Genomic DNA, 26069 nt, shown 5'->3' with positions numbered 1-26069 from the left:
ACGACGAGTGCCCGACCGCAGCAGCGGCCGGGCACAGGAAGCGAGAGCAGCGATAAGTACCCCGTACCGGATTTGAACCGGTGCTGCCGCCGTGAGAGGGCGGTGTCCTGGGCCGCTAGACGAACGGGGCCCGATCAGTGAGGATGCGAAGCATCTTCCTGACTCGTACCCCGTACCGGATTTGAACCGGTGCTGCCGCCGTGAGAGGGCGGTGTCCTGGGCCGCTAGACGAACGGGGCGCGGTGTATGCACTTGTAATGGGAGAGACCACTCGGCCGGCCGAGCCCGGACCGGGAGATGAACCGAGCCGTCCGGCTCTCCGCTGGGGTACCAGGACTCGAACCTAGAATGGATGAACCAGAATCACCTGTGTTGCCAATTACACCATACCCCAGTGCTGGCGCGCTTCGAGACGCCGGGGCCCCGGAGCAGCGGGAGACAATCTACACGCAGGCCCTCCCGCCGACAAACCCGGACGGCGTGAGTGCGCCCACACCAGCGCCCGCCGGTCTCGGCGGCCGAGCGGCCGGATCGCCCCGCCCCGAGTGCGGCGGCCCCGGTCGAGCCGCTCACCGGCGGGTCAGCCCAGCTGGTCCCGCAGGGCGCGCAGCCGCGTCAGCGAGGCGGGGCCCCCCAGGATCTCCATGGACTCGAACAGGGGCGGGGAGACCTGGCGCCCGGTGATCGCCACGCGCAGCGGACCGAAGGCGAGGCGGGGCTTGATGCCCTCGCCGCCGGGCATTCCCCGGCCCTCGACGATGGCGGCCCGCAGGACCTCCTCCAGCCCGGCCGCCCTCCACTGGTCCTCGGCGAGCCCCTCCAGGGCCCCGATGCCCGCCTCCAGGACGTCGGCGGCCGAGTCCTTGAGCCTGCGCACGGCCCTGTCGTCGATGACGAGGTCGTCGTCGGCCACGAAGAGGAAGCCGAGCATGTCCCGGCTCTCGCGCAGCAGCTGGATGCGGGTCTGGATGAGGGGCGCGGCGGCGGACAGGATCTCCTGCTCCCGGGCGGTGAGCGCCTCGAAGGAGGCGGCCGAGACCAGGGGCTCGGCGGGCGCCCGGCCGGTGGGGTCGGGGAGGGCGTCGGCGAGGTAGGGCACCAGGCGGTCACGGAAGTCGGCCTCTGCCAGCGCGCGCACCTGCTCGGCGTTGATGGCCTCGCACTTGCGGGGATCGAATCGAGCCGGGTTGGGGTTGACGTGCGTCACGTCGAAGGCCTCGACCATCTCGGCGGCCGAGAAGACGTCCCGGTCGGCGCTCAGGGACCAGCCCAGCAGCGCCAGATAGTTCAGCAGGCCCTCGGGGATCATGCCGCGGTAGCGGTGGATGAGGAGGTTGGACTGCGGGTCGCGCTTGGAGAGCTTCTTGTTGCCCTCCCCCATGACGTAGGGCAGGTGGCCGAACTCGGGCACGGCCCGCGCGCGGCCGATGGCGATCAGGGCGCGGTACAGGGCGATCTGGCGCGGCGTGGAGGACAGCAGGTCCTCCCCGCGCAGCACGTGGGTGATGCCCATGGCGGCGTCGTCGACGGGGTTGACCAGGGTGTAGAGCGGGTCCCCGCCGGCGCGCACGACGACGTAGTCGGGCACGCTGCCGGCCCTGAAGGTGATGGGGCCGCGCACCAGGTCGGTGAAGGCGATGTCCTCCTCCGGCATGCGCATGCGCAGCACGGGGCGGCGGCCCTCGGCGCGGAAGGCGTCCCTCTGCTCGTCGGTGAGGTGGCGGTCGTACCCGTCGTAGCCGAGCCGGGGGGGCTCGCCCTTGGCCCGGTGACGGGCCTCGATCTCCTCGGGGGTGGAGAAGGACTCGTACAGGTAGCCGGCCTGAAGCAGCTCGGAGGCGACCTGCCTGTACAGGTCCATGCGCTGGGACTGACGGTAGGGCTCGTGGGGTCCGCCCCTGCCGACTCCCTCGTCCCAGTCCAGGCCGAGCCAGGTCAGGGAGTCGATAATGGCGTCGAAGGACTCCTCGGAGTCGCGGGCCGCGTCGGTGTCCTCGATGCGGAAGACGAAGGCGCCCCCGGTGTGGCGGGCCCAGGCCCAGTTGAACAGGCAGGTGCGGACCATGCCCACGTGCGGGGCGCCCGTGGGCGAGGGGCAGAAGCGGACGCGCACCGGGCTGGACCCGGGGGCGGGCGGGGCGGCCGCCGTGGCTGCGGCGGAGGGGGTGTTCTCACTCATAGTGGCGCAAGCCTAACGGCAGGATCCCTCCGCTCCGGCGACCCGCCCCGCCGTGGTGGGCGGCGCCGCCCCTTTCACCGAGATCGGTTCACTTCCGCGCCGAGATCGGTTCACGGAGCCCGGCGGGGGCTCACGCCCCGGAGGGGCCCGCCAGTCGAGTCCCCTTGATGCTGACGCCTGTCTCGGCGTACGCATCGGGGAGGATCACCGCGTTCCGGCCCCCGCGGACCTGGTAGATGAGCTGCGCCTGCGCCAGGGACCCGTCCAGGCTCTCGTAGGGATAGCTCAGCGGGGCCTGACCGGCTCCGGCCAGCCAGTAGCTACCGTTGACCCCGCGGTAGGGGTGCTCCCTCATCCGCCGGGTCACGTCGGCGTAGTCGCGCGGGTGCCCGGCGTCGAGCCATGAGCGCACGAGCATGCTCACCGCGTCGAAGTGGACCCCGGCCTGGGAGTGGCCGGGCCACCGCCCGTAGGAGGACATCATCTCCCTGCGGAACCGCTGCCCGAGCGCATCGTGGTAGGTCCCCGTCTGAGTCGACCAGACCAGTCCCTCGACCAGGGCGGCGTTGTCCTCGACGAATCCGGCGAGCGAGGGCGTGAAGAGGGAGAACACGAGAGGCCGTCGCGCCTCACCGGTGAACGACGTCAGCACATCCACCAGGAGCTGCTCGTCGAGGAAGGAGGCGCAGACCACAATGTCCGGATCGAGCCGGTCAAGCTCCGCGACGATGTGGGAGCGCTCCGCGGCGTCGCAGAGGGACTGCCCCCGCCCGACGGCGAGGAGGCCGATGCCCCTGTCGCACAGGCGGTCGGCAGCGTACGGCCCCAAGACGTCCATCCCCGGGGGCGGCTCGATGAGAGCGAGCCGCCGTCCCCGCAGGCCGACGCCGTGAGCGGCCTCCACGTGGTCGAGAAGGCTCAGGATCCCCGGCCCGTAGAGCTCGTCGCCCGCGCATATGTGGAAGATGTTCCCGAGCAGCCCCGGGTTGTCCGCGACGTTGTCAATGGCCAGCCGGGAGGTCGACGCGTGGATCACGGGCACCTCGGCCTCCCCCGCGGCCCTGAGGAACCTCTCGGTATTGGGGTAGTCGAGGTTGTAGCCCAGCAGCACGGCGTCAACCCCCATCCCCCGCAGCCTCGCGAGCGCCTCGGTCATGCTGGCGCTGTCGAAGACGTCGCAGCTGACGACCAGGTGCTCGATCGGGGTGCCGTGCACTCCTCCGCGGGCGTTGCGGCTGCGGATGGCCAGCTCGGCGCCCTGGAGCATGTCGAGGGCCTCCCCCGGCAGCTGCTGGGGAATGATCGAGCCGATGCGCAGAGGCGTCCTCTCCCAGGGGCGTTCACGGGTCGGGGGCGGGACGCCCCGACCGGACACGGCCCGCCCCCTCCTGCCGGCGGGCCCGGCCCCGCGCCGCTGCCGGTCCCACTGGCTCCTGAGCCGGCAGATGTCGAGGCCGGGGAACTCGTCGTCCCCCGGAACGACGTCGATGAGCCGCAGGCCGTGCTCGACCGCCACGACGGTGGCCAGAGTCCGGTTCGTCACGCCCAGCCGGGTGAAGAGGTCCTCGACATGGGCGCCCACCGTCTTGAGGCGGATGCCGAGCCCGGCACCGATCTCCTGGTTCGTCAGGCCGAAGGACAGCAGCGTGAGGACCTCGAGCTGCCTCGGGGTCAGTCCCCAGGGGATCGGGGCGTCGCGGACCGTCAGCTCCCTGACCCCCTCAGCGCAGTCGGCCTCGCCGACTCGGACCGCGAGCGCCCCCGACGGCCCGCATCGGCACATGAAGCTCACCGGGCCGAGATCGAGCCTCAGCGCAGCGCGGGCGATGTCCACGACAACGGGACGGACAAGACGATGAGGGTCGCAGAGCACCGTGCACGAGTCCTCGCGGACCAGGGCCTCGCCGCGCCGCTCCGGGTGGCCCGCTCCTCCCCTCGCCCCGGAGGGAGCCGATGCGCCGACGCCCATCGTCCTTCATCCTCGTCGATCCTCAAGCAGCCGTTCGCGTGGGCCGCCGCCGATCCGCCCGAGCGTCGCGCCGTCACGGGGCCGACGTCGGCTCCCGCTGGCCGCAGCGTCTCGGGAGCGAGCATATCGACCGGCTGGGCGACGGCGCCCGCAGGGCGCGCGGACGGCGAGCGGGATGACGCGAGGCGCGCTCACGGCGCCTCCCCGGCGAAGGTCGGGTGGTAGACCTCGAGATCGTTGGTGCAGGGGTTGCCGAGGCAGACGTGCGCCGTGAGGTCCTTGAGGTCGTAGATCACAGAAGCGACCGTCATCAGGCGGGCCATGGGCTCCTGGCTCTCGTCCGGATGCCGGCAGATGCCGTTGGGGTGCAGGGGCCCATGGGTCTGGGAGATGCGGTGCAGAGAGGCGACGTCCAACGAGCCGGAGGCCTCCTGGAGCATCCCGGACAGGACTCGCACGCGCTCGGGGCCGTCGGGGATCTCGACGGCCCCGAGGTCCTCGAAGGGGACCTCGCAGACGAAGCAGTTGGAGTGCCCGATGACGCCGCGGACGGGATCGATGCGCGAGACCCCGCCCGGCGACCCCGGCCAGGTCTCGATCGACAGGCCGCGCCCGGCGGCGTCGGCCACCATGTAGTTCGCCGACGCGGAGCGCCGCGCCCGGGCGAGAAGGTCCTCGACCTCCTCGAGGGCGGCACAGCTCAGGATGCTGCGGAGCAGGACGTGGTAGGGGACCCCGGCCTCCCCCCTGTCGTAGGGGGAGATCAGGGTGTTCGTGGTCAGGCCGATGCCGGCGGAGCTGAGTCCCGTCTTCGCCAGGAGCCCCGCCTCGACGATCGTGATGTAGGCGGGCGCGTCCGGCCCCTGCCTGACGTCCAGGAGGACGGTGGTGCTCAGGCAGTCGGGCTTCCAGTCCCAGTTCTGCCCGAGCAGGACCCTGCCCCCACGGGCGGCCTGCGGCCCGGCGAAGAAGGACGTGCACTCGGCCGCGGGTGCGGCCCTGAGCCCGAACATGATCTCGGAGCGGACGTTGAGGGCGAGGATGTCGTCTCGGCCGGTGCCTGCGCCGTCGGCGATGCCGTCGATCTCGGCGAGAATGTCGGGGTCGAAGCCGCCGATGACGGGCCGGAACGCCTCTGCGTGCCTGACGACGCGCGGCCACTCCAGGCCGGCGTAGTGCTCGAAGATGCGCCCGTAGAGCCGGAGGGAACGGTCGATCCACTCCCGGGCCCTGTATCCGATGGCCCGGCCCCGCCGGTAGGGGTCGGCCTCGTCCACGGTGATAATGGGCGGTAGCGCCATGGTTCCTCCTCGGGGATGGCGGGGAGGCGGACCGGATCCGCCTCCCCGCACAGCTGGTCGTGTCGGTCAGGCGGCCTGGAACGGGTTCCCGGCCTTCCAGTTCTGCGCGGCCTCGAGGCAGGTCGTGAACGCGAAGCCGTGCTCGCGGGCGCGGCGAATCATGCGCTCGACCACGCGGATGCGCGCCCCGCGGCCGATGACCTGCGGGTGGAAGCACATGACGTAGACGCCGTCCTCGACCTCCTCGGCCATGAAGTCCATGTCGGCCAGCCACATGGACTCGCACTTCCTGGGGTCGTTGAGGCCCTCGATGGTCAGTCCTCTGCCCAGGACGAACTCCATCTGCGGGAAGTCGTCGAGCGTCCAGGAGAAGGGGAGGCCGACAAGGGGGACCCTGGTGCCGAACGTGATGGAGCCGTCGGCCCCCAGCTCGTCGTTCTCACGGCACCAGTAGGGCGTGAAGTCGTCGGCGCACATGGTCGCGTCGTAGACGAAGCCCTCCTCCCTGAGCAGGCGGATCGAGTTCGGGGACAGGTCCGAGGCGGGCGAGCAGTAGCCGTAGGGCCGGTAGCCGTCGAGGTGGCGCTCCATCGCGTCGATGCCGCGCAGAAGCTCCTCGCGCTCCTCCGCCTCGGTCATCGGCACGGGGCTGACGTGACGGTACCCGTGGTGGGCGAACTCGTGCCCGTCCCCGCGGATCTCCTTGCAGACCTCGGGGAAGGTGTCGACCGTCAGACCCGGGGTGAAGAAGGTCGCCCGGACTCGCTCGCGGCGCAGAACCTTGAGGATTCGCGGGACGCCGACGCGTGCACCGAACTCGCCCCCGGGAGGCCGTCGAGGGCGAGGTCACCCCGAACATGCCCGGGTAGAGGCTCACCGCGTCGAAGTGGAAGGTCAAGCAGATGGTGCCGGCCATGGGAATCACTCCTTTGTCGTCACGTGGCGGACACCCATGACGTTACGCGGCTCACACCCGCATGACATCGGGTGAATACCCTAGATGAGTGATTCCAACGGAGCGTGGAGCAAACTGACGTCAACCGCGATTGACGACGTGGACGTTCCGGCGCGCTCCGGCCCGCAGTACCCGGCGGCCGTGCCTGCCGGACCGGAGCCGATCGTCTCGCCGGCTGACCGACTGGCTCCGGGGCGGGAGAAGTGATCGTCCCGCCCAGCAGGCGCTCGGCGGGCGCCCCGTCGGACTCCTCGGACCGATCTCGGCGAACGGGACCGCGACCCGCGGGGCCGGGCCCGCGGCCCCGCTCCCTCCGGGCGGGCGACGCTCCACGGCCCGGATAGGCTGGCGCCCATGACCGACGCCGCCCCGACCGCCTCCGCCGCCCCGCAGGACGACCTCGTCCGCGCCTTCGACGCCCTGACGCCCGAGGTCATGCGCAGCCGCGGCTCGCTGAAGTGGACGCAGTACGACGGCGACGTCATCGGGGCGTGGGTGGCCGAGATGGACCTGGGCACCGCGCCCGCCGTGGCGGAGGTTCTGCGCCGCGCCGTCGAGGACGGCACCCTGGGCTACATGCCGACGGGCGTGGGCGAGGCGGCCCGCGAGGCCGTCGCCGCCTTCCACGAGCAGGCCTTCGGCTGGCGGGTGCCGGTGGAGGACGTGAGCCTGCTGCCCAACGTCCTCTCGGCGCTGGGAGCCGTCGTCGAGCACCATACCCGGCCGGGGTCCGCGGTGATCGTCCCGACTCCGGCCTACATGCCGTTCCTGTCGATCCCGGGCCGCCACGGCCGCGAGTGCGTCCAGGTCCCGGCGCACCGCGGGCGCGACGCCGCGGGGCGCCCCGTCTGGGAGCTCGACCTGGGCCGCATCGAGGCGGCCATGGCCGGCGGCGCGGGCCTGCTGGTGCTGTGCAACCCGTGGAACCCGGTGGGGCGGGTCCTGCCCCCGGCCGAGCTCGACGCCGTGGCGGCGCTGTCGTCCCGCTACCGGGTGCCGGTCTTCGCCGACGAGATCCACTCCCCGCTCGTCCTGGATCCCGCGGCGACCCACACGCCCTACGCCTCGCGGCCGGCGGCCGAGGCTGACCTGACCTTCACGGCGACCGCCGTGTCCAAGGGCTGGAACATCCCGGGCCTCATGTGCGCCCAACTCATCGCCTCCGGCGGCGCCAGGGCGGCGTGGGAGGCATCCGCCCTCAGCGCGCACCTGGCCGACGAGGCGGCGGCCCTGGGGGCGCGGGCGGCCGTCGCCGCCCTGACGCCCGGGGGCATGGCCTGGAACCGGGCGGTCCGCGACTACGTCCGGGGCAATGCCGAGCTGGTGGCCGAGGCGCTGTCGGGCGTCGAGGGGGTGGAGCTGACCGCGCCCACGGGCACCTACCTGGGCTGGCTGGACTGCTCGGGCCTGGATCTGGAGGGGGAGGCGCCGGCGCGGTTCTTCCGCCGGGAGCCGGGCGTCGCCATGAGTCCGGGCGCCGCCTTCGGGCGGGGGTACGAGCGCTTCTGCCGCCTCAACCTGGCCACGGGCCGGGGCATCGCCGTCCAGATCGCCCGGCGCCTGGCCGGGGCGGTCGGCGCGCTCCGGGCCTGAGGCCGCCGGACCCGCCGGCCTCAGCGGCGCATGACGGGGTTGGAGAAGGAGCCGATGCCCTCGACCTCGACCTCGACGCGCTGCCCGGCCCGGATCTCGCCGACGCCCGCGGGCGTGCCGGTCAGGACGACGTCGCCCGGCAGGAGGGTGAAGATCCCCGACACGTAGGCGACGAGCTCGGGCGCTGAGCGGATCATGTCGCGCGTCGAGCCCTCCTGGACGACGGCGCCGTCGACGCGGGCGCGCACCATCGTGTCGTCCGGGTCGAAGCCGCCGTCACCGGGCTCAAGGACCTCGATCCACGGCCCCAGGGGGCAGGAGGTGTCGAAGGCCTTGGCCCGGGTCCAGGTGGCGTCCTCGCGCTGGCGGTCCCGGGCGGAGACGTCGTTGGCGGCCGTGTACCCCAGGATCACGCGGGGCGCCTCGGCGGGGGCGAGGTCCTTGGCCACCGACTTGATGACGACGGCCAGCTCGGCCTCGTAGTGGACCTCCTCGGACCAGGGCGGCAGGAGGATCGGCGAGTCGGGGCCGACGACGGCCGTGTTGGGCTTGAGGAAGACGATCGGCTCGGCCGGTGGCCGGCCCCCCGTCTCCTCGGCGTGGGCGGCGTAGTTCTTGCCGATGCCCACCACCTTGGAGCGCGGGATGACCGGTGAGACGAGCCGGGCCTCGTCGAGGGGCACGACCTCGCCCGTGGCCTCGGGCGGGGTGTAGAGGGGGTCGCCCCTCAGGACGATGAGGTGCCCCCGGCTGCCCCCCGAGGGAGCGGGGTCATCGTCCGGCAGGCCCTCGACGATCCCGTAGCGGAACTCGTCGCCGGTGGAGAAGCGCGCGATCTTCATGGGGGAAGCGTAGAGGATCGGCGCCGCGGCGCCGGACGGCCGAGACGGCGCGGGGCGGGCGCCTCTGCACGCTACTGCTGGACGTACTGCGGGTCCCGCTGCCCGCCGTCGGCCGCCGGCTCGATCCGCCCGGCGCCGGCCCTGCTCCACACGTCGCCGGGCAGGGCGCCCGGCAGGTGCGGGTTGTTCTCGGCGACGAACCGGATCTCGCTGATCTCCCCGGCGTCCAGGCGCCGTTTCTGGTCCTCCCAGTCGGCCAGGGCCCCGAAGGCCCACCTGCCCAGCACGATGATCGCCACGATGTTGATGATCGCCATGAGGCCCATGACGACGTCGGACAGGTTCCACACGAAGGTCAGCGACGCCATCGCCCCGATCCCAGTGGCCACCACGATCATGGCGCGCAGGGCGTAGTGCCTGTGCCCCGTGCCCCGCAGAAAGTCCATGTTGACCTGGGCGTAGGTGTAGTTGCCCAGCAGGGAGGAGTAGGCGAAGACGAAGATGATGACGGCCATGAGGTACTCGGTCCAGCCGCCCAGGACCGCGCCGATCGAGGAGGACGTCAGGGTCGATGCGGCGTCCTTGGCGGGGCCCTCGCCCATCTCGAGCGTGCCCTCGGGCGTGTAGACCCCGGAGAGCAGCACGATGAGGGCGGTCGCGGTGCACACGACGATGGTGTCGACGAACACGCCCAGGGACTGCACGAGGCCCTGCTGGACCGGGTGGGCGACGGTGGCGGTGGCCGCGGCGTTGGGGACCGAGCCCTCGCCCGCCTCGTTGGAGAACAGGCCCCGCTTGATGCCGTTGAGCGCCGCGGCGGTGAACCCGCCCGCGAGGCCCGCGAAGGCCTGGTTGAGCCCGAAGGCGCCCTCGACAATGCTCGCCAGCGCGGCGGGGATGGCGTGCGCGTTGAGCAGGAGCACAGTGACCGCCAGAAGGGCGTAGACGCCGGCCATGATCGGGGCCATCCACTCGGCGATCCTCGCCACGACCGTGATGCCCCCGAAGACGATGGGGGCCGTCATGAGGATCAGGATGACCGCGGTGCACCAGGGCGGCACGCCGAAGGTGCCCTTCATGACCCCGGAGATGGCATTGGCCTGGGTGGCCTCGTAGGCGAAGCCGAAGACGAAGGTGATGACGACGGCGAAGACGCCCGCCCACCACTTCGATCCCAGGCCGCGGCTGATGTAGTAGGCGGGGCCGCCGCGGAAGGTGCCCTCGGGGTGGCGGATCTTGTACATCTGGGCCAGGGTCGCCTCGATGAATCCGGTGGCCATGCCCACGATCGCCACGACCCACATCCAGAACACGGCCCCGGGGCCTCCCATGGTGATGGCCAGGGCGACGCCCACGATGTTGCCGGTGCCCACCCGCGACGCCAGGCCGATGGTGAAGGCCTGGAAGGAGGAGATGCCCCCGTCACCGCCGCGGGAGCCCGCGATCGCGCGCAGCATCTGTCCGAACAGGCGCACCTGGACGCCGCGCGTGCGGATCGTGAACCAGATTCCGGCCGCGATGAGCAGCCAGGCGAGGAAGTCGCCGTACAGGTGGCCCGAGACCTGGTCGAGCAGCTCGGCTGGGCCGTCGAAGAGGCCTGCGGTCGGTGGAAGCACTGCGGGAAGCATATGGATCTCCGGTCTTGACGGGGACACACACCGCCCGCGGGGTCATGGGCGGCCAACATGCCCTCAACGTAGGCCGCCCGCGTTTCAGGAAGATATCGTCGCGCCGCCCGCCCCGGCGTCCCAGACGCCCCCGGGCAGCGGCCCGGGAAGGTGGGGGTTGCCCGTGGCGAGGAAGCGGACGGAGCCGGTGTCCCGCACGCCTGCGGCCACCTCGGCGCGCTGCGCCTCCCAGTCGCGCAGGGCGCCGCGCGCCCACCTGCTCAGCAGGACCAGGGCGACCAGGTTGATCAGCGCCCCCGCCCCCAGCAGGACGTCGGCCAGGGTCCACACGGTGGTCAGCGCCGCTCCTCCGCCGACGAAGGCGCACGCCACGGCGGCCGCGCGCAGCGCCCGGGTGGCCGCCGTGGCCCGGGTGAGGTAGTCCAGGCAGACCTCGGCGTAGGAGAAGGCGCCCAGGATCGTGGAGTAGGCCAGCACCACGATGAGGATGGTCATGGGCCAGGCGGTCCACCGCCCCAGGACGGAGGCGATCGCGTTCTGCGTCAGGGTGCCCGACACGTCGGCGCCGTCGGCCCCGGTCACGCCGGGGGTGTACGCCGCGCCGTCGATGCGCCCGGCGACGAGGATGGCCAGGGCGGTGGCGGTGCACACGACGATGGTGTCGACCAGCACGCCGAAGGCCTGGATGAAGCCCTGCTGCGCCGGGTGGGCGACGGTGGCGGACCCGGCGGCGCAGGCCGCGCCGCCCAGTCCCGCCTCGTTGGAGAACAGGCCGCGTCGCACCCCGTTGAGGACGGCCATCGCCACGCCCCCGGCGGTACCGGCCAGACCGGCGCGCAGGCTCAGGGCGCCCGCGACGATGTCGCCCACGGCGGAGGCGGCCTGCACGGGGTGCAGGACTATGATCACGGCGACCAGGAGCAGGTAGACGACGGCCATGGCCGGCGCCATCCACTCGGTGACGCGGGCGATGGACCGCAGCCCGCCGAGCAGCACCGGTGCGACCAGCACGACGACGATCGCGGCCCCCCACCACGGGCTCAGACCCGCCGAGTCGCCCAGGGCCGCCGTGATCGCGTTGGCCTGGACCATCGGCATGGCCAGGCCGTTGGCGATCATGAACAGGACCGCGAAGACGGCCCCGAGCGCCGGCAGGTGCAGTCCGCGGGCGATGTAGTAGGCCGGTCCGCCGCGGTAGGTGCCGTCGCCGCGGTCCACCTTGAACAGCTGGCCCAGGGTCGCCTCGGTGAAGGCCGTGGCCGTGCCCAGCAGGGCCACGAGCCACATCCAGAACACGGCGCCGGGACCGCCCAGGACCAGGGCGAGGGCGACGCCGACGATGTTGCCGGTCCCCACCCGGCAGGCCAGCCCCACGGCGAAGGCCTGGAAGGAGGAGATGCCGCCCCCGGCGCCGCTGCGCGAGCCCGCGACGGCCCGCGCGATGGAGCCCATGTGCCGCAGCTGGACTGCGCGCGTGCCGTACGTGAACCATATGCCGGCTCCGAGCAGCACCCACACCAGGGCGGTGCCGAACAGCCAGTTCGACAGGGTGGCCAGGACCGAGTCGACCGCGTCCATCGCCCCCACGGCTCACTCCCCTCCCTCGGGCTGCGGCCGCGGGGCGCCCGAGCGGCGGCCGCCGTCGTCCCCGGGCCGCGGCGCCTCCCACACGCCGTCCAGGACGTCGCCGGGCAGGTGCGGGTTGGAGTGGCCGATGAAGACCGGCTCCCGGCCGGCGGCGACCTGGGCCTCGAAGTCGCGCAGGGCGCCGAGGGCCCAGGGGGTCAGGCGCACGATGACGACGAGGTTGAGCACGCCGAGCAGCCCCAGGGCGATGTCGGTCAGCGCCCACACGATCGGCAGGGTCAGGACGGTGCCGGCGAAGGCGGCGGCGGTGAGCACGACGCCGAAGAGCTGCTCGGCGCGGCGCTCGCCCCCCAGGAAGTTCACGTTGACCTGGGAGTAGGAGTAGCAGCCCAGGACGGTGGAGAAGACGAGGACGAAGATGAGCACCACCATGGGCCAGGTGGTCCAGGCCCCGAGGTGCTCCACGACGGCCTGCTGGGTCAGGACGGCGCCGACGAGGCTGTCGTCGCCGGGCCGGTAGGTGTCGGCGGCCAGCAGGATGATGAGGCCGGTGGCGGTGCACACCAGGATCGTGTCCACGAAGACCCCGAAGGACTGAATGAGGCCCTGGCGCACGGGATGGGCCACGGTGGCGGTCCCGGCGGCGTTGGGGACGGTGCCCAGGCCGGCCTCGTTGGAGAACAGGCCGCGCCGCACCCCGTTGAGGACGGCGGCCATAATCCCCCCGGCGGTGCCGAACAAGGCCTGGTCCACGCCGAAGGCCCCCCGGACGATCTCGGACAGGACGCGCGGGAGCTCGTCAATGTTGATCAGCAGGACCAGCAGGGCGACCAGCACGTAGGCCAGGGCCATGAGCGGCGCCACGACCTCGGTGACGCGGGCGACGGACTTCAGTCCGCCCAGCACGATCGGAGCGGTCAGGAGCACGAGGGCGACGCCGACCATCCAGGGGGCGACCTCGGGCACGGTGGCGCTGACGACGCCCGCCAGGGAGTTGGTCTGCACCATGACGACGGTCACCCCGACGCTGACGATGCACAGGCCGGCGAAGACCGCCCCCCAGGCCCTGGACCCCAGGCCGTTCGTGATGTAGTAGGCGGGCCCGCCCTGGAAGGTGAAGTCCCTGCCGCGCTGCTTGAAGATCTGGGCGAGGGTGGACTCCGTGAAGGCGGTGGCCATGCCGATGACGGCGACCACCCACATCCAGAACAGGGCGCCCGGCCCGCCGGCGACGACGGCCAGGGCCACTCCCGCGACATTGCCGATGCCGACGCGCGCGGCCAGTCCGACGGCGAAGGCCTGGAAGGAGGAGATGCCGCCGTGCGCGCCGGAGCGGGAGACGGTGATGCTGCGCATCATGGTGCCGAAGTGGCGCACCTGGATGCCGCGGGTGCGCGCGGTGAAGTACAGGCCGACGGCGATCAGCAGGGCTGAGAGCACATAGGTGTAGAAGCCGTCGTCGACGGCGCCCAGGACGGCCTCGAGGTCGGCCGCGGACAGGGCCCGGGGCGCGGGGGCGAGGGCGGCGAGCTCGGCGACGGAGGCGGCGCTCATCGTTCTGCTCCTGTCGCGGCGGCCGGCTGGCTGGTCTGCGGGAGTCTTGTCACTACTGGGTTCATGAGGTTTCTCCTTGGTGGGGTCGCACCGCTGTGCGGAGGGTGCGGGGTGTGACGGGGCGGGCGGGGAGTGTCAGTCCCAGACGTCGCCGGGCACGTCGGCGGGCAGGTGCGGGTTGTCGCGGCCGCGGAAGACCGGTTCGGCGACGCCGCGGGCGCGCTGGGCCTCGTAGTCCCGCAGCGCGCCCGCGCCCCACCGGAACAGCCGCAGCAGGGCGACGAGGTTGGTCAGGGTCATCACGGCCATGGCGATGTCGACGGCGTTCCACACGACGTCGAGGGACAGGACCGCGCCGGCGGTGGCGGAGACGACCGAGACCACGCGCACGGTCCAGCTCGCCCAGCGCCTGCCACCGGTGAGGTAGTCCATGTTCACGTCGGTGTAGACGTAGGCGGCGATGATCGAGGAGTAGGCCAGGACGAAGATGAGGATCGCCATGGGCAGGACCGTCCAGCCGCCCAGCTCGTGGGAGATGGCCAGGGTGGTCAGCGTGGAGGGGTCGGCGCCCTCGGCGCCCCAGGTCTCGGGCCCGGCGATGAGGATGACGAAGGCGGTGGCGGTGCACACGATGACCGTGTCGACGAACACGCCCAGGGACTGGATGAATCCCTGCTGGACGGGGTGGGCGACGGTGGCGGTGGCCGCGGCGTTGGGGGCGGTGCCCTGACCGGCCTCGTTGGAGAACAGGCCGCGCTTGGTGCCGTTGATGACGGCGGCGAGGACGCCGCCGCCCAGGCCTCCCACCATTGGCTCGACGGCGAAGGCCGAGGAGAGGATCTGGCCGATGACGCGGATGAAGTCGCCCAGGTTCGCCAGGCAGATGATGAGGACCAGGACGATGTAGACCAGGGCCATAATCGGGGCCATCCACTCGGTGACGCGGGCCACGGCGCGGATGCCGCCGAAGACGACGACAGCGGTGAGCACGAAGACGAGGCCGGCGACCACCAGCTGGGCGGCGGTCAGGCCCCCGAACCCGGGCAGGGCGGACTCCTGCCCGCCGCCGAGGGCCGCCACCAGGGTCCCGGCCACGGCGTTGGACTGCACCGAGGTGATGACGAAGCCGCAGGTGACCAGGGTGATGGCGGCGAAGACGCCGGCCAGGGCCCTGCTCCTCATGCCCCGGGCCATGTAGAAGGCGGGGCCGCCGCGGAAGGAGCCGTCGTCGGCGCGGACCTTGAAGATCTGGGCGAGGGTCGCCTCGAAGAAGGCGGTGGCCATGCCCACCAGGGCGACCACCCACATCCAGAAGATGGCGCCGGGGCCGCCCATGAGCAGGGCGGCGGCGACGCCGAAGACGTTGCCGACGCCCACGCGGGCGGCCAGCGAGATGGCGAAGGCCTGGAAGGAGGAGATGCCGCCCCGGGCCCCGCCCCGCGAGCCGCCGACCTGCCGGACCATGCCGCCCAGGTGGCGCAGCTGGACGCCGCGGGTGGCGACGGTGAGGAACAGGCCGGTGGCGATGAGGACCCACATGGTGATGTGGACTGTGATCCAGTCGGCAATGGCCTGGAGGGAGGCGGCGAGGGCGTCCATAAGGGGACCTTTGCGCTGACGACGATGGGAACGCGCGGCATCGTCTCATACTTGACGCCCGTCGCCCCGCGGAGGGTCCCTTCGTGGAACGCCCCTGCTGTCGATCGCGCCCCGGCCCGCCCCTCCTCAGGGCAGGATGTCCTCGTAGTAGGTGCCGCGCAGGAAGCGGTTGAGCATCTTCTCCCCGGGCAGCCTGCCGTCGTTCATGGTCTTGGCGGCTGCCAGCAGGGCGCGGATGTCGTACTGGGCGGGCCAGATCGGCGGGACGTCGCGGTCCAGGTCGAGCAGCCCGTAGACGGCCATCATGGCCGTGCGCGCCGAGCCCTCCGTGGTGAAGACGCAGTCGTCGGGAGTCTCGACGAACTGTCCGAGCAGCCCGAGGTTGACGCAGCCGTCCGGGATGACCTCGGGGCGGTCGCCGGCGCGGCGCGGCATGAAGAAGGACGTGATGTAGGGCATGGTGGCCAGGCGCACCTTGGTGCGCTCCTTGATCCGGCCGAACTGGTCGATGAGGCCGAAGTGGTAGCAGAGCTCCTTGAGGACCTCCTCGCCCGTGCACTCGATCATGGGCTTGCGCACGCAGTCGCCCAGGGCGTGCGGGTGCAGGCCGTAGGCCCAGGCCACGCCCCAGTCGGCCGGCTGGGCGCGGAACTGGGGCTGGCGGTTCATGGTCAGCGACAGGCACCAGCCGGAGTCCTCGGCGGTGATGATCCCTCCGGTCACCGTGCGCCCGGACAGGGGGTCGTTGCCGGTGAGGTCGCGGATCTTGCGCAGGAAGGGGTGGTCGGCGCCCATGAAGCTGAAGGAGGCGGACTCCCACACGGTCTTGCGCGGGTCGGAGCAGAACACGTCCGGGCGGCCGAAGACCGCGGACTTCCTGGCGAGATTGCGCCACAGGGTCCATGCCCCGCCGGGCCGGTCGGTGTGGAAGGGCGGGACGGTGTCCATGTCGCCGTAGCCGGTGGACTCGGTGCACGAGCCGATGGTGGCCAGGACCAGGTCCCTCTCGCCGACCTCGACCCGCTCCTCCTGGCCGTCGCCGCGGTGGAGGCGGATGGCGGTGACGGTCTTGCGGCCGGAGGTGATGGTCATCTCCAGGTCGTCCACACACGTGTCGTACTGGAAGACCACGCCCCGGTCCTTCAGCCAGCCGGTCAGCGGCACGATGAAGGACTCGAACTGGTTGTAGCGGGAGAAGCGCAGGCAGGACAGGTCGGAGAAGCCGGGGAAGTACTGGAGGAAGCGGTGCATGTACCGCTTCATCTCGGTCAGCGACTCGTACTGCTGGAAGGCGAACATCGTCTTGAACAGCGTGTAGAAGTTCGAGGCCAGGAAGTCGGTGTCGAACCAGTCCTCGATGGTCCTGCTGTAGGTCTCCTCCTCCTTGGCCATGAGGAGCTTGACGACGGCGCGCTGCCCCTTCTTGTTGATCCCCATCTTGTAGGTGTCCCGGCGGTGCCCGCGGTGGTGGATGACGCGGCAGGGGTCGATATTGGGGTCGTTCTCGTTGACGGTGCGGAACTCGTCGAGGACGGTGTAGGGGGCGGGCATCTCCAGGGCGGGGATCTCGCGCATAATGTCCCAGAAGCACTCGAAGTGCTGGCCCATCTCGCGTCCGCCGCGGGCGATGAAGCCCCGCTCGGTGTCGCCGGCGCCGTCGAAGGAGCCGCCGGGGACGGTGAGCTGTTCCAGGACAGTGATGTTCTCCCCGGGCATGCGCCCGTCGCGGACGAGGAAGGCGGCGGCGAGCAGGGCGCCGATGCCCGAGCCCACAAGGTAGGCCCTGCGCTCGGCGACATCCGCCGGCGGGGTCGGGTGGTTGTGGGTGTACAGGCCGAGGTTGTTGTGGACGAAGGGGTTGCCGTCGGGCGAGACGGGGCAGGTCCGCTGGTAGGCGCGCTCGGTTCTGGTCATGGTCTCCTCCTGGGAGCAGCCGGATGTGCCGGATGTGCCGGATGTGACTGTGTCCGTGAACGCCGGCGCGGCGAGAGTCGGGCCGGTGCGGGCACCGCCACTCTAGGACCGCGCAGCCGTCGGGTCCGGGAGGCGCCGGGCGCGCCGAGATCGGTCGAGTTCCGCACCGATCTCGACGAAGGGGAGCGAAGGGGAGCGAAGAGGGAGAGGGGAGAGGAGGGGAGGATAAGGGAACGGGTGCCTGGCCCAGCACCCCGTAGTCGATGACGAGCCGGACGGGCCGGTCGCCGCTGTCGAGCCCCTATGCGGCAAGAGGTGGCTCGAGCGCCAGCAAGCATGTCACACCCCGGTCCTCTCCCGGTCCGGGTGTCGGCCGGCCGCCGGGCGATCGCGCGCCCGTCGGCCGGTCGCAACGCCCCGACCGTGAGACCATGCGGGCATGTCCTCCGCCGCAGCGCCCCGCCCGACGCCCGCGCTCAACGCGCTCCTGGACTCCCTGATCCCCGTCGACGACCCGGACCGGGTGCCCGAGCCCGACGAGGTCTACCTCGCCTTCTCCGAGTGGGCCGAGTCCACCGGCCGCCCCCTCTACCCCCACCAGGATGAGGCCCTGTCCGAGATCCTCCAGGAGCGCCACGTCATCGCCGCCACCCCCACCGGCTCGGGCAAGTCCATGATCGCGCTCGCGGCCCACACGGCGAGCCTGGCCCGCGGCGGCCGCTCCTACTACACCGCGCCGCTCAAGGCCCTGGTGAGCGAGAAGTTCTTCGAGCTGGTGCGCCTGTTCGGGGCGGACAACGTCGGCATGGTCACCGGCGACACCTCCATCAACGCCGCCGCCCCCATTATCTGCTGCACCGCGGAGATCCTGGCCAACCAGTCGCTGCGCGAGGGCGGGGCCCTGGACGTGGACAGCGTCGTCATGGACGAGTTCCACTACTACGCCGACCCGCAGCGCGGCTGGGCCTGGCAGGTGCCGCTCCTGGAGCTGCCCCAGGCACAGATGGTGCTCATGTCCGCGACGCTGGGGGACGTGTCCTTCCTCGCCGCCGACATGCGGGAGCGCACGGGCCGCGAGGTCGCCGTCGTCGACGACGCCGTGCGGCCCGTCCCCCTGGAGATGGACTACGTCGTCGAGCCCATCGGCGAGCTCCTCCAGCGCCTGGTGCAGCAGGGCAAGGCACCGGCCTACGTCGTCCACTTCTCCCAGAGGGAGGCGATCGAGCGGGCCACCTCGCTGCTGAGCGTGGACCTGGGCGCCAAGGCGCGCAAGGCCGAGCTGGCCGCGGCGCTCGGCAGCTTCCGCTTCGGCGGCGGCTTCGGGGCGACCCTGTCGCGGCTGCTGCGGCGCGGCATCGGCGTCCACCACGCCGGCATGCTGCCGCGCTACCGGCGGCTGGTCGAGAGGCTGGCGAGGCTCGGCCTGCTGTCGGTCATCTGCGGCACCGACACCCTCGGGGTGGGCATCAACGTGCCGATCCGCTCGGTGGTGCTGACCTCCCTGGTCAAGTTCGACGGGGCCAGGGAGCGCCACCTGACCGCCCGCGAGTTCCACCAGATCGCCGGCCGGGCCGGGAGGGCCGGCTTCGACACGCGCGGCTATGTGGAGGTCCAGGCCCCCGAGCACGTCATCGAGAACGCGCGGGCCCTGGCCAAGGCGGGCGACGACGAGCGCAAGCGCCGCAGGATCGTGCGCAAGAAGGCCCCAGAGGGGCACATCAGCTGGACCGACAAGACCTTTGAGCGCCTGCGCGACGCCGCCCCGGAGACCCTGACCAGCCAGTTCCAGGTCACCACCACCATGGTCCTCGGCCTCATGGAGCGCGACGGCGACCCGGTGGCCGCCATGGCCGTGCTGCTCGCCCGCGTCCACGAGGGCGAGGCCGAGCGGCGCAGGCACGTGCGGCGCGCCATCAGGATCTACCAGTCGCTGCGCACGGCCGGCGTCGTCGAGCACGTCTCGTCCGCCCGGGCGGCCGCCGACGGGCGCCCCCGCCTGCGACTGGCGGTCGACCTGCCCGGCGACTTCGCCCTCAACCAGCCGCTGGCCCCCTTCGCCCTGGCGGCCATGGACCTGCTGAACGCGGACTCCCCCGAGCACACTCTCGACGTCGTCTCCGTGGTGGAGGCCACGCTCGACGACCCGCGCCCCCTGCTGTACGCCCAGCAGCGGGCCGCCCGCGGGGAGGCCGTCGCCGCCATGAAGGCCGAGGGACTCGACTACGAGGAGCGCATGGCGGCCCTGGAGGAGATCACCTGGCCCCGGCCGCTGGCGGACCTGCTGGCCCCGGCCCTGGAGATGTACAAGCAGGCGAACCCCTGGATCGCCGAGCACGAGCTTCGCCCGAAGTCGGTGGTCCGCGACATGGTGGAGAACGCCATGACCTTCTCCGACCTCATCTCCCGCTACGAGCTGGGCCGCAGCGAGGGGGTCGTCCTGCGCTACCTCACCGACGCCTACCGGGCCCTGCGGCAGGTGGTGCCCGATGAGCACCGCACGCCCGAGGTCGATGAGCTCATCGACTGGCTCGGTGCCCTGGTGCGCGCGGTGGACTCCTCGCTGCTGGACGAGTGGGAGGCCCTGGGAGCGGCGCAGTCCGGCCGGGCCGCGGAGGTCGCGGGGCTGCTGGAGGACGACCGCCCCGGGGCCGACGACTCCCTCGGCGTCGAGCGCGCCTTCGGGGCCGGCGCCGACGGCAGGGTGGCCCTGACCCGCAACCTCCACGCCTTCCGGGTGGCGGTGCGCCGGGAGATGTTCCGGCGGGTCGAGCTCATGGCGCGCGACGACGTTGAGGGCCTGGGGCGGCTCGACGCCCCTTCCGGCTGGGGCGAGGGGCGCTGGGACGGCGTACTCGCCCGGTACTGGGACGAGTACGACTGGATCGGCACCGACACCGCCGCCCGGGCGTCCTCCCTGGCGCCGCTGGAGGAGGCCCCGGACGACGCCGCGCTGGCGGCCGCCGGTGTCTCGGCGCGGCTGCGCGAGGCGCTGGCGGCCTCGGGGAGGCCGGTCTGGCTCGTCACCCAGATCATCGAGGACCCCGACGGCGACCACGACTGGCGTCTTGTGGCCCTGGTGGACCTGGCCGAGTGCGACCGGGAGGAGCGGGCCGTGGTGCACCTGCTGTCGGTCGGTCCGCAGGACTGAGCGCGGGTCCGCGGCGCATGGTGAGAGGATTGGCGCGATGAGCCCGGCACGTCCAGGGAGTCCAGTACGTTCAGCGGTCCTCTATGCGGTGCCGCGCCTCGACACGTGGGTGGTGTGCCCGGCCTGCTCGGGCCCCGCGCACGTGGTGAGGCGCGGGGTGTTCTGCACCCGCTGCACCTGGAGCGCCCACGGAGCCGGGTCGGGCTACTTCTGCGGGTGCTGCTGGAGGTGGGAGGGCGACCGCCCCCGTCCCGCACGGCCCGTCCAGGTCCGCACGACGTGGCGCTGCCCCGCCTGCGGCCGTCGCCGGGCGGTGGTGCTGCACCTGTCCCCGGGCTCGCGTCCCGCACGGCGCTGCCCGTGCGGGACGCCCATGGTCCTGACCGGGCGCACGAGCCTGGTGAGGGTCTCCGACGGCGTCGACGCCCTGTACGGCCTGCCCTTCTACCTCAGCGTCCCGTGCGCCGGGCACACGCTGTGGGTCGCCAACAGCGAGCACGCCGAGTACCTCCTCGGCTTCGTAGGGGCCCGCCTGCGGCCGACGGGACGCGAGCTGGGCCACCAGCTGCCCGCCTGGATCCTCAGTCGCAAGCACCGCGACGCCGTTCTGCGCGCCCTGCGCGGGCTTCTGCGCACTGCCCGGTCCCTGGAGGGCTCTTGACGCCCCGGACGGCTCCTCCTCAGTCGCCGACGACGAGGTCGTGGAGCACCGCCGTGTCCACCGGCGTCGTGCGGCAGCAGCCGCCGATGAGCCGCACGCCGGCGTCGAGCCATGCGGGGGCCGACGCCGTGAACCGCGTGAACCGCTCCGGCCCGCGGACACAGTGCCAGGTCTTGGCGGCCGGGTCGTAGGCGTCCCCGGAGTTCGGGTAGGCGACCAGGGGCTTGCCGGTCGCCGAGCGCAGCACCGGCAGGGCCTGGTCCACGACCGCCGGGGCCACGCAGTTCAGGCCGACGGCGACGACGGCGTCCTCGGCGTCGGCCCACGCCACGGCGCGCGCCAGCGGGGTACCGTCGGCCAGGTGCTCGCCGTCGGGGCGGACCTGGAAGGACACCCAGCACTCCGCCTCGGGGGCGATGTGCCGGAGCCGCGCGACGAGCCAGCGGGCCTCGTCCAGGCGCGGCTGGGTCTCGATGGCGAAAAGATGCAGCCCCGCCTCGGCCAGGACCTGAAGGCGAGGGATGTGGACCGCCTCGAAGTCGCTGTCGCTGGTGGTGTAGGCGCCGGTGTACTCGGCCCCGTCCGCCAGGTAGGCTCCGTAGGGGCCGAGGCTGCCCGCCACCAGCACGGTCTCCCGCGGGTGGGCGCTCACGTGCAGGTCTCGGGCGTCGAGGGCCAGGCGCGCGGATGTCGCGATAGCTCCGCGGGCCTCCGCCTCGGTGAGCCCGGTGCGCATGAGGGCGGGGACGGTGGCCTGGTAGGAGTTGGTGCAGATGACCCGGGCGCCGGCGAAGAGATAGTCCGTGTGAACGGCGGTGACGGCCTCGGGCGCCTCGGTCAGGGCGACGGCGGACCACAGCTCCTGAGCCGTGCGGACCCCCCGGGCGCCGAGCTCGGTCCCCATGGCGCCGTCCAGGACCACGGGGCCGCCGGTCAGCAGCTCGGACAGGCCGACGTGATCGCGCGGGGGGCCGGTTTCAGTCGAATGAGTTCGCATGGCGACACGCTAACCGAAGCCCGCACCGGGCATCGATGGCCTCCCTCTCACGGCCGTCCCCTGAGGGACTCGCCCCGCCGGTCGGGGCCGCCCGCCCCTTCCCCGGCGCGAGTAGGGTCGCCGTCATGAGCAGGAAGACCAGGAGCAGGCACGCGGGGGCGACTCCGGCGATCAGGGCGCTCGAGGAGGCCTGCGCGCCCTACGAGATGGTGACCTACGCTCACGACGAGCGCTCCGGGCTCGGCTTCGGGCTCGAGGCGGCCCGGGCGCTCGGCGAGGACCCCGCCGTCGTGCTCAAGACGCTGCTGGTGGGTGAGGGCCGCGACGTCGGCGTGTGCGTCATCCCCGCCGACCATCGCCTGAACCTCAAGGCGGCCGCGCACGCGCTGGGGATGAAGCGGGCGGCTCTCATCGAGCCGTCCGCCGCCGAGCGGATCACCGGCTACGTCGTCGGCGGCATCTCACCGCTCGGCCAGAGGAGGCGCCTGCCGACGGTCATCGACAACTCGGCCGAGGCGCTCGACCGCGTGCTGGTCTCCGGCGGACGACGTGGCATGAGCGTGGCGCTCGCCCCGGACCGCCTCGCGGCGGTCACGGGCGCCGCGTTCGCACCGCTGACCGCCTGACGGTCCGGGGCCCGTGCGGGCTCGCCGCACCGGTCGGAGCCTCACAGGAGGCCGTCACCCGGGACGACCTCCTTGCCGAAGGGGAAGCAGGTCACGGGGATCATCTTGACATTGGCGATCGCCAGCGGGATCCCGATAATGGTGACGGCCTGCGCGGCCGCCGTCGTCAGGTGGCCGATCGCCAGCCAGACGCCGGCGACCAGGAACCAGATCACGTTGCTCAGGCAGCTCACGGCACCCGCCCCGGGCTTGGTGACGACGGTGCGCCCGAAGGGCCACAGGGCGTAGCCGGCGATGCGGAAGGAGGCGACCCCCGCCGGGATCGTGATGATGAAGACGCAGGCGATGATGCCGAAGAAGACGTACCCCAGCCAGAGCCAGAAGCCGCCGAGGACCACCCAGATGAGGTTGAGCAGTGTGCGCATGGGGACTGTCTACACCACGGCACGCCCGACGTCCTCATCCTGCGGGGGGAGCCTCCCGGAGGCCCGCGCGAGATCAGCAGCGCCCACAGGGCCGTGCCGAGCGAGGACAGGCTCATGACGGGACGACGGGACTCCTTCCGGCCCATGACTCAGGGCCTCGATGAGAGCAGCCGGCCGCCAGCGCTGCCGCCGCATCAGCGGGCGCGCCCTGCACCTTGTCCCCCACGGTGCGCTCAAAAGGCGCTAAGACGCCGACATCGGCAAGCGCGACGAGCAGCTCGGGGACTCGGTCCGGGGAGCGACGGCTGTGCACCTGGTTGATGGTGAGCACGTACGTGGCGCGATGGCGTCATCGCGCCCCCTCGCGACTCACCAGAAGACGCGCTGGGCGATGGCGTCGGCGAAGTTGTCCAGGGCGCCCGGCGTGGAGCCGAGGTAGAGGCCCGCGTCAATGAGCGAGACCTCCATGAGGTAGAAGCTCCCCTGACCGTCCGCGACGACGTCGACGCGGTTGAACAGGAGCTGGATGTCGCGCCCCGAGCGCTCCTTGATCAGGCCGTGAATGGCCTTGCGCACCCGCTCGCCCCACAGCCACTCCTGCTCGCTGGGCTCCCGGGCAGTGACGATCTCCTCGTGCACCTCGTCGACGGAGCGGAAGGACGGGTGGAGCATGGGCGCCTTCTCCACCGCGTGGGACAGGACGCCGTTGAAGTAGACCAGGGAGAACTCGCCCTTGCGGTCCACCTCCTCCAGGTAGCGCTGGACCATGACCGACCGGCCTCGTCCGATGTGGTGCATGGTGTCGTTGATCGCCTCGGCGCGCGACCGCGCGTTCGTCGCGGTGTAGCGGCCGGTCCCTCGCCCGCCGGAGGAGACGGCGGGCTTGACGACGAAGTCGCCGTGCGCCGGGAAGCGCGTGTGGACCTGGTGCTTGGAGTAGCCGGCGCTCGGCTCGAGCCAGGTGGTCGGGATCATGGGGACCCCGAGCTCGGCCAGGCGGGACAGGTAGTGCTTGTCGGAGTTCCACTTCACGACGTCGGGGTGGTTGGCCAGGCGCGGCACCGACCGGGACCAGGACAGGAACTTGGAGTAGTTGCGCCTCTTGGCGTAGTCGCGCACCGAGCGCAGCACGACGACGCCGGCGTCGTCCCAGCTGACTGACGGGTCGTTCCACACGGCCACCCGCGGTTCGATGCCCCGCTCCCGCAGGGCGTCGGGCAGACCGCGGTCGTCGTCGTCGAGCATGGGATAGTCGGCGCAGGTCGCGAGCGTCACGATGGGGGTGGTCACGGGCCCCACGGTACCGCGGCGCATCCTGCCGGCGTGAATCAGCCGCGGCTCGGCCGGGCCCAGCCCCGCGGTCGTCTCCCCCAGCCCGAGCCATCGGTAGGTCCTCGACGCCGGAGGGGACCGTGATGCCGGTCGTCCCCCCAGCTCGCGCCATCGGTGCCACAATGCGCCCATGGCAGACACGACCGGACCCTCGGAATCTCCCGCAGCCCCCGCGCCCCCAGCCCCGCCATCGCCGCGCGGCTTCTACCCGCCCATCGAGCCGACGGCCTCGGGCCTGCTCGACGTCGGCGACGGCCAGCGGGTGTACTGGGAGACCTGCGGCAACCCTGAAGGAGTTCCGGCGGTCTTCGTCCACGGAGGGCCGGGCGCGGGCTGCTCGGCGGACTACCGCCGGGTCTTCGACCCCGAGCGCTACCGCATCATCCTGTTCGACCAGCGCGGGTGCGGGCGCTCCCTGCCCCACGCCTGGGAGCCGGACGCCGACCTGTCAACGAACACGACCTGGCACCTGGTGGCGGACATGGAGGCGCTGCGGGAGCACCTGGGGGTCGAGCGCTGGCTCGTCTTCGGCGGGTCGTGGGGATCCACCCTGGGGCTCGCCTACGCCCAGGCCCACCCGGGGCGGGTGCTCGCCCTGGTGCTGCGCGGCGTGTTCACCCTGCGCAAGCGCGAGCTCGACTGGTACTACGAGGCGGGCGGCGCCGACATGGTCTGGCCCGACGAGTGGGAGCGCTACGTCGCCGCCGCCGGCCGGGACGTGGGGCCGGGCGGCTACATCAAGCGCTATCACGAGCTGCTGGCCGACCCCGACCCCGCCGTCCACGGCCCGGCGGCCGTCGCCTGGACGACCTGGGAGGCGGCGACCTCCACGCTCCTGCGCGACCAGGCCCACATCGACGAGGTTCAGGACCCGGCCTTCGCCCTCGCCTTCGCCCGCATCGAGAACCACTTCTTCATCCATCGCGGATGGCTTGAGGAGGGCCGGCTCCTCCACGGCGCCCGCGTGCTGGCCGATCACGGCATCCCCGGGGTGATCGTCCAGGGCCGCTACGACATGTGCTGCCCCATCGGAACGGCCTGGGCCCTGCACCGCGCCTGGCCGGAGGCCGAGCTGCGCATCTCGCCGGCGTCGGGGCACTCCTACAGCGAGCCGGAGACCCTGTCCGCGCTCATCACCGCCACCGACCGCTTCGCGGTCGAGCTCGGACCCCGCGGACGCCACGACCGTCCCTGAGACTTCCCGCACAATGGGGCGATTCAGCGCTTTCGGGATTGGACAGTCCCGCCGGCGGGAAGTAAAGTGTTCCACCGTCGCCAGGCACATGCGGTCTGGTGCGCGCCTCCTTAGCTCAGCTGGTCAGAGCACCTGACTCTTAATCAGGGTGTCCAGGGTTCGAGTCCCTGAGGGGGTACCACTACCGGGCTCCTGCGCGGGCGCGGCGGTGATCATCAGACAATAAGGCATTCCCCCTTAGCTCAGTTGGTCAGAGCACCTGACTCTTAATCAGGGTGTCCAGGGTTCGAGTCCCTGAGGGGGTACCACGCACGGGCCGGGCGGAGGTCGCAGGAGTGCACCTGCGATCTCGCGCCTGGTGAGCGGGCAGTTCGCGCGGCCCGGAGGCCGCCGGCCCTCTACGGCATCGCAGTTCGTCGACGGTCCGGAGGATGCCCTCATCGACCGCAGCTCGCGACATCGCTCATCCGTGCGTCGGTCGTGGGCGCCGCAGCGATTCTCTGCGGCCCCGACCACCGGGGGATCGCCGCCGCCCGACTCATGCGGCGGCGCCCCGCAGCCACA

At 72.0% G+C, this 26069-nt stretch carries 18 protein-coding genes and 4 tRNA genes; 6 read left to right on the top strand and 16 right to left on the bottom strand.

What is annotated here, in order from left to right:
* Nucleotides 1-57: 57 nt before the first annotated feature.
* From AIF0345_RS05665 to AIF0345_RS05635, 7 genes are all read right to left on the bottom strand, one after another.
* Nucleotides 58-130 (bottom strand) — tRNA-Glu (locus AIF0345_RS05665).
* 36 nt (nt 131-166) lie between these two features.
* Nucleotides 167-239: transfer RNA gene (locus AIF0345_RS05660), tRNA-Glu, on the bottom strand.
* An 83-nt stretch (nt 240-322) separates the two neighbouring features.
* A tRNA-Gln gene (locus tag AIF0345_RS05655) sits at nt 323-394 on the bottom strand.
* Nucleotides 395-580: 186 nt separating this feature from the next.
* Nucleotides 581-2179, bottom strand: coding sequence for a glutamate--tRNA ligase (gene gltX / locus AIF0345_RS05650; RefSeq protein WP_268916650.1), 1599 nt, complete (start codon nt 2177-2179; stop codon nt 581-583).
* A 130-nt stretch (nt 2180-2309) separates the two neighbouring features.
* Nucleotides 2310-4148, bottom strand: coding sequence for a LuxR C-terminal-related transcriptional regulator (locus AIF0345_RS05645; protein WP_285297587.1), 1839 nt, complete (start codon nt 4146-4148; stop codon nt 2310-2312).
* Nucleotides 4149-4339: 191 nt separating this feature from the next.
* A complete protein-coding gene (locus AIF0345_RS05640) occupies nt 4340-5449 on the bottom strand; it encodes a C45 family autoproteolytic acyltransferase/hydolase (protein WP_285297586.1) in 1110 nt (369 codons plus the stop codon).
* A gap of 66 nt (nt 5450-5515) precedes the next feature.
* Nucleotides 5516-6238, bottom strand: coding sequence for a polysaccharide deacetylase family protein (locus AIF0345_RS05635; RefSeq protein WP_404976003.1), 723 nt, complete (start codon nt 6236-6238; stop codon nt 5516-5518).
* 520 nt (nt 6239-6758) lie between these two features.
* Between AIF0345_RS05635 and AIF0345_RS05630 the strand changes: the two genes are divergently transcribed.
* A complete protein-coding gene (locus AIF0345_RS05630; RefSeq protein WP_285297585.1) occupies nt 6759-7997 on the top strand; it encodes a MalY/PatB family protein in 1239 nt (412 codons plus the stop codon).
* A gap of 20 nt (nt 7998-8017) precedes the next feature.
* Here AIF0345_RS05630 and AIF0345_RS05625 read toward each other — a convergent pair whose 3' ends face one another.
* The 6 genes from AIF0345_RS05625 to AIF0345_RS05600 all read right to left on the bottom strand — a co-directional run bounded on the left by AIF0345_RS05625 (nt 8018) and on the right by AIF0345_RS05600 (nt 17121).
* Nucleotides 8018-8839: a fumarylacetoacetate hydrolase family protein gene (locus AIF0345_RS05625; protein WP_285297584.1), complete on the bottom strand. Its 822-nt coding sequence runs from the start codon at nt 8837-8839 to the stop codon at nt 8018-8020.
* A 71-nt stretch (nt 8840-8910) separates the two neighbouring features.
* On the bottom strand, nt 8911-10467 hold the full coding sequence (locus tag AIF0345_RS05620; protein ID WP_268916644.1) for an alanine/glycine:cation symporter family protein: 1557 nt from the start codon (nt 10465-10467) through the stop codon (nt 8911-8913).
* Nucleotides 10468-10551: 84 nt separating this feature from the next.
* Complete coding sequence (locus tag AIF0345_RS05615; protein WP_285297895.1) at nt 10552-12045, bottom strand: alanine/glycine:cation symporter family protein; 1494 nt, start codon at nt 12043-12045, stop codon at nt 10552-10554.
* 12 nt (nt 12046-12057) lie between these two features.
* Nucleotides 12058-13608 (bottom strand): alanine/glycine:cation symporter family protein, encoded by a 1551-nt coding sequence (locus AIF0345_RS05610; RefSeq protein WP_285297583.1) that lies wholly within the window; start codon nt 13606-13608, stop codon nt 12058-12060.
* Nucleotides 13609-13743: 135 nt separating this feature from the next.
* Nucleotides 13744-15207, bottom strand: a complete 1464-nt coding sequence (locus AIF0345_RS05605) for an alanine/glycine:cation symporter family protein (RefSeq protein ID WP_285297582.1) — start codon at nt 15205-15207, stop codon at nt 13744-13746.
* Nucleotides 15208-15333: 126 nt separating this feature from the next.
* Complete coding sequence (locus AIF0345_RS05600) at nt 15334-17121, bottom strand: oleate hydratase (RefSeq protein WP_285297581.1); 1788 nt, start codon at nt 17119-17121, stop codon at nt 15334-15336.
* A 439-nt stretch (nt 17122-17560) separates the two neighbouring features.
* On the opposite strand from AIF0345_RS05600, the gene AIF0345_RS05595 reads away from it, so the two are divergent.
* Complete coding sequence (locus tag AIF0345_RS05595) at nt 17561-20269, top strand: DEAD/DEAH box helicase (RefSeq protein ID WP_285297580.1); 2709 nt, start codon at nt 17561-17563, stop codon at nt 20267-20269.
* A gap of 37 nt (nt 20270-20306) precedes the next feature.
* Nucleotides 20307-20930, top strand: coding sequence for a hypothetical protein (locus AIF0345_RS05590; protein ID WP_285297579.1), 624 nt, complete (start codon nt 20307-20309; stop codon nt 20928-20930).
* 19 nt (nt 20931-20949) lie between these two features.
* On the opposite strand, the gene mmuM is transcribed toward AIF0345_RS05590, so the two are convergent.
* Nucleotides 20950-21927, bottom strand: a complete 978-nt coding sequence (gene mmuM, locus AIF0345_RS05585; RefSeq protein WP_285297578.1) for a homocysteine S-methyltransferase — start codon at nt 21925-21927, stop codon at nt 20950-20952.
* A 125-nt stretch (nt 21928-22052) separates the two neighbouring features.
* Here mmuM and ybaK point away from each other — a divergent pair, with 125 nt between their 5' ends.
* Nucleotides 22053-22553: a Cys-tRNA(Pro) deacylase gene (gene ybaK / locus AIF0345_RS05580; protein WP_285297577.1), complete on the top strand. Its 501-nt coding sequence runs from the start codon at nt 22053-22055 to the stop codon at nt 22551-22553.
* Nucleotides 22554-22594: 41 nt separating this feature from the next.
* On the opposite strand, the gene AIF0345_RS05575 is transcribed toward ybaK, so the two are convergent.
* On the bottom strand, nt 22595-22978 hold the full coding sequence (locus AIF0345_RS05575) for a YccF domain-containing protein (RefSeq protein ID WP_043564627.1): 384 nt from the start codon (nt 22976-22978) through the stop codon (nt 22595-22597).
* A gap of 369 nt (nt 22979-23347) precedes the next feature.
* Nucleotides 23348-24268 (bottom strand): ATP-grasp domain-containing protein, encoded by a 921-nt coding sequence (locus AIF0345_RS05570; protein WP_285297576.1) that lies wholly within the window; start codon nt 24266-24268, stop codon nt 23348-23350.
* 172 nt (nt 24269-24440) lie between these two features.
* Between AIF0345_RS05570 and pip the strand changes: the two genes are divergently transcribed.
* Together pip and AIF0345_RS05560 are read left to right on the top strand one after the other, a co-directional pair.
* Nucleotides 24441-25505 carry a prolyl aminopeptidase gene (gene pip / locus AIF0345_RS05565; protein ID WP_285297575.1) on the top strand — a complete coding sequence of 355 codons (1065 nt, stop codon included), beginning with the start codon at nt 24441-24443 and terminating at the stop codon, nt 25503-25505.
* A 104-nt stretch (nt 25506-25609) separates the two neighbouring features.
* Nucleotides 25610-25686, top strand: a tRNA-Lys gene (locus AIF0345_RS05560).
* Nucleotides 25687-26069 lie beyond the last annotated feature (383 nt).

The sequence above is a fragment of the Actinomyces israelii genome (genome assembly GCF_030253495.1).
Taxonomy (GTDB): Bacteria; Actinomycetota; Actinomycetes; order Actinomycetales; family Actinomycetaceae; genus Actinomyces; species Actinomyces israelii.
The sequence above is the reverse complement of the archived record's forward strand: the minus strand, read 5'-3'. Positions and strand labels throughout refer to the sequence as shown.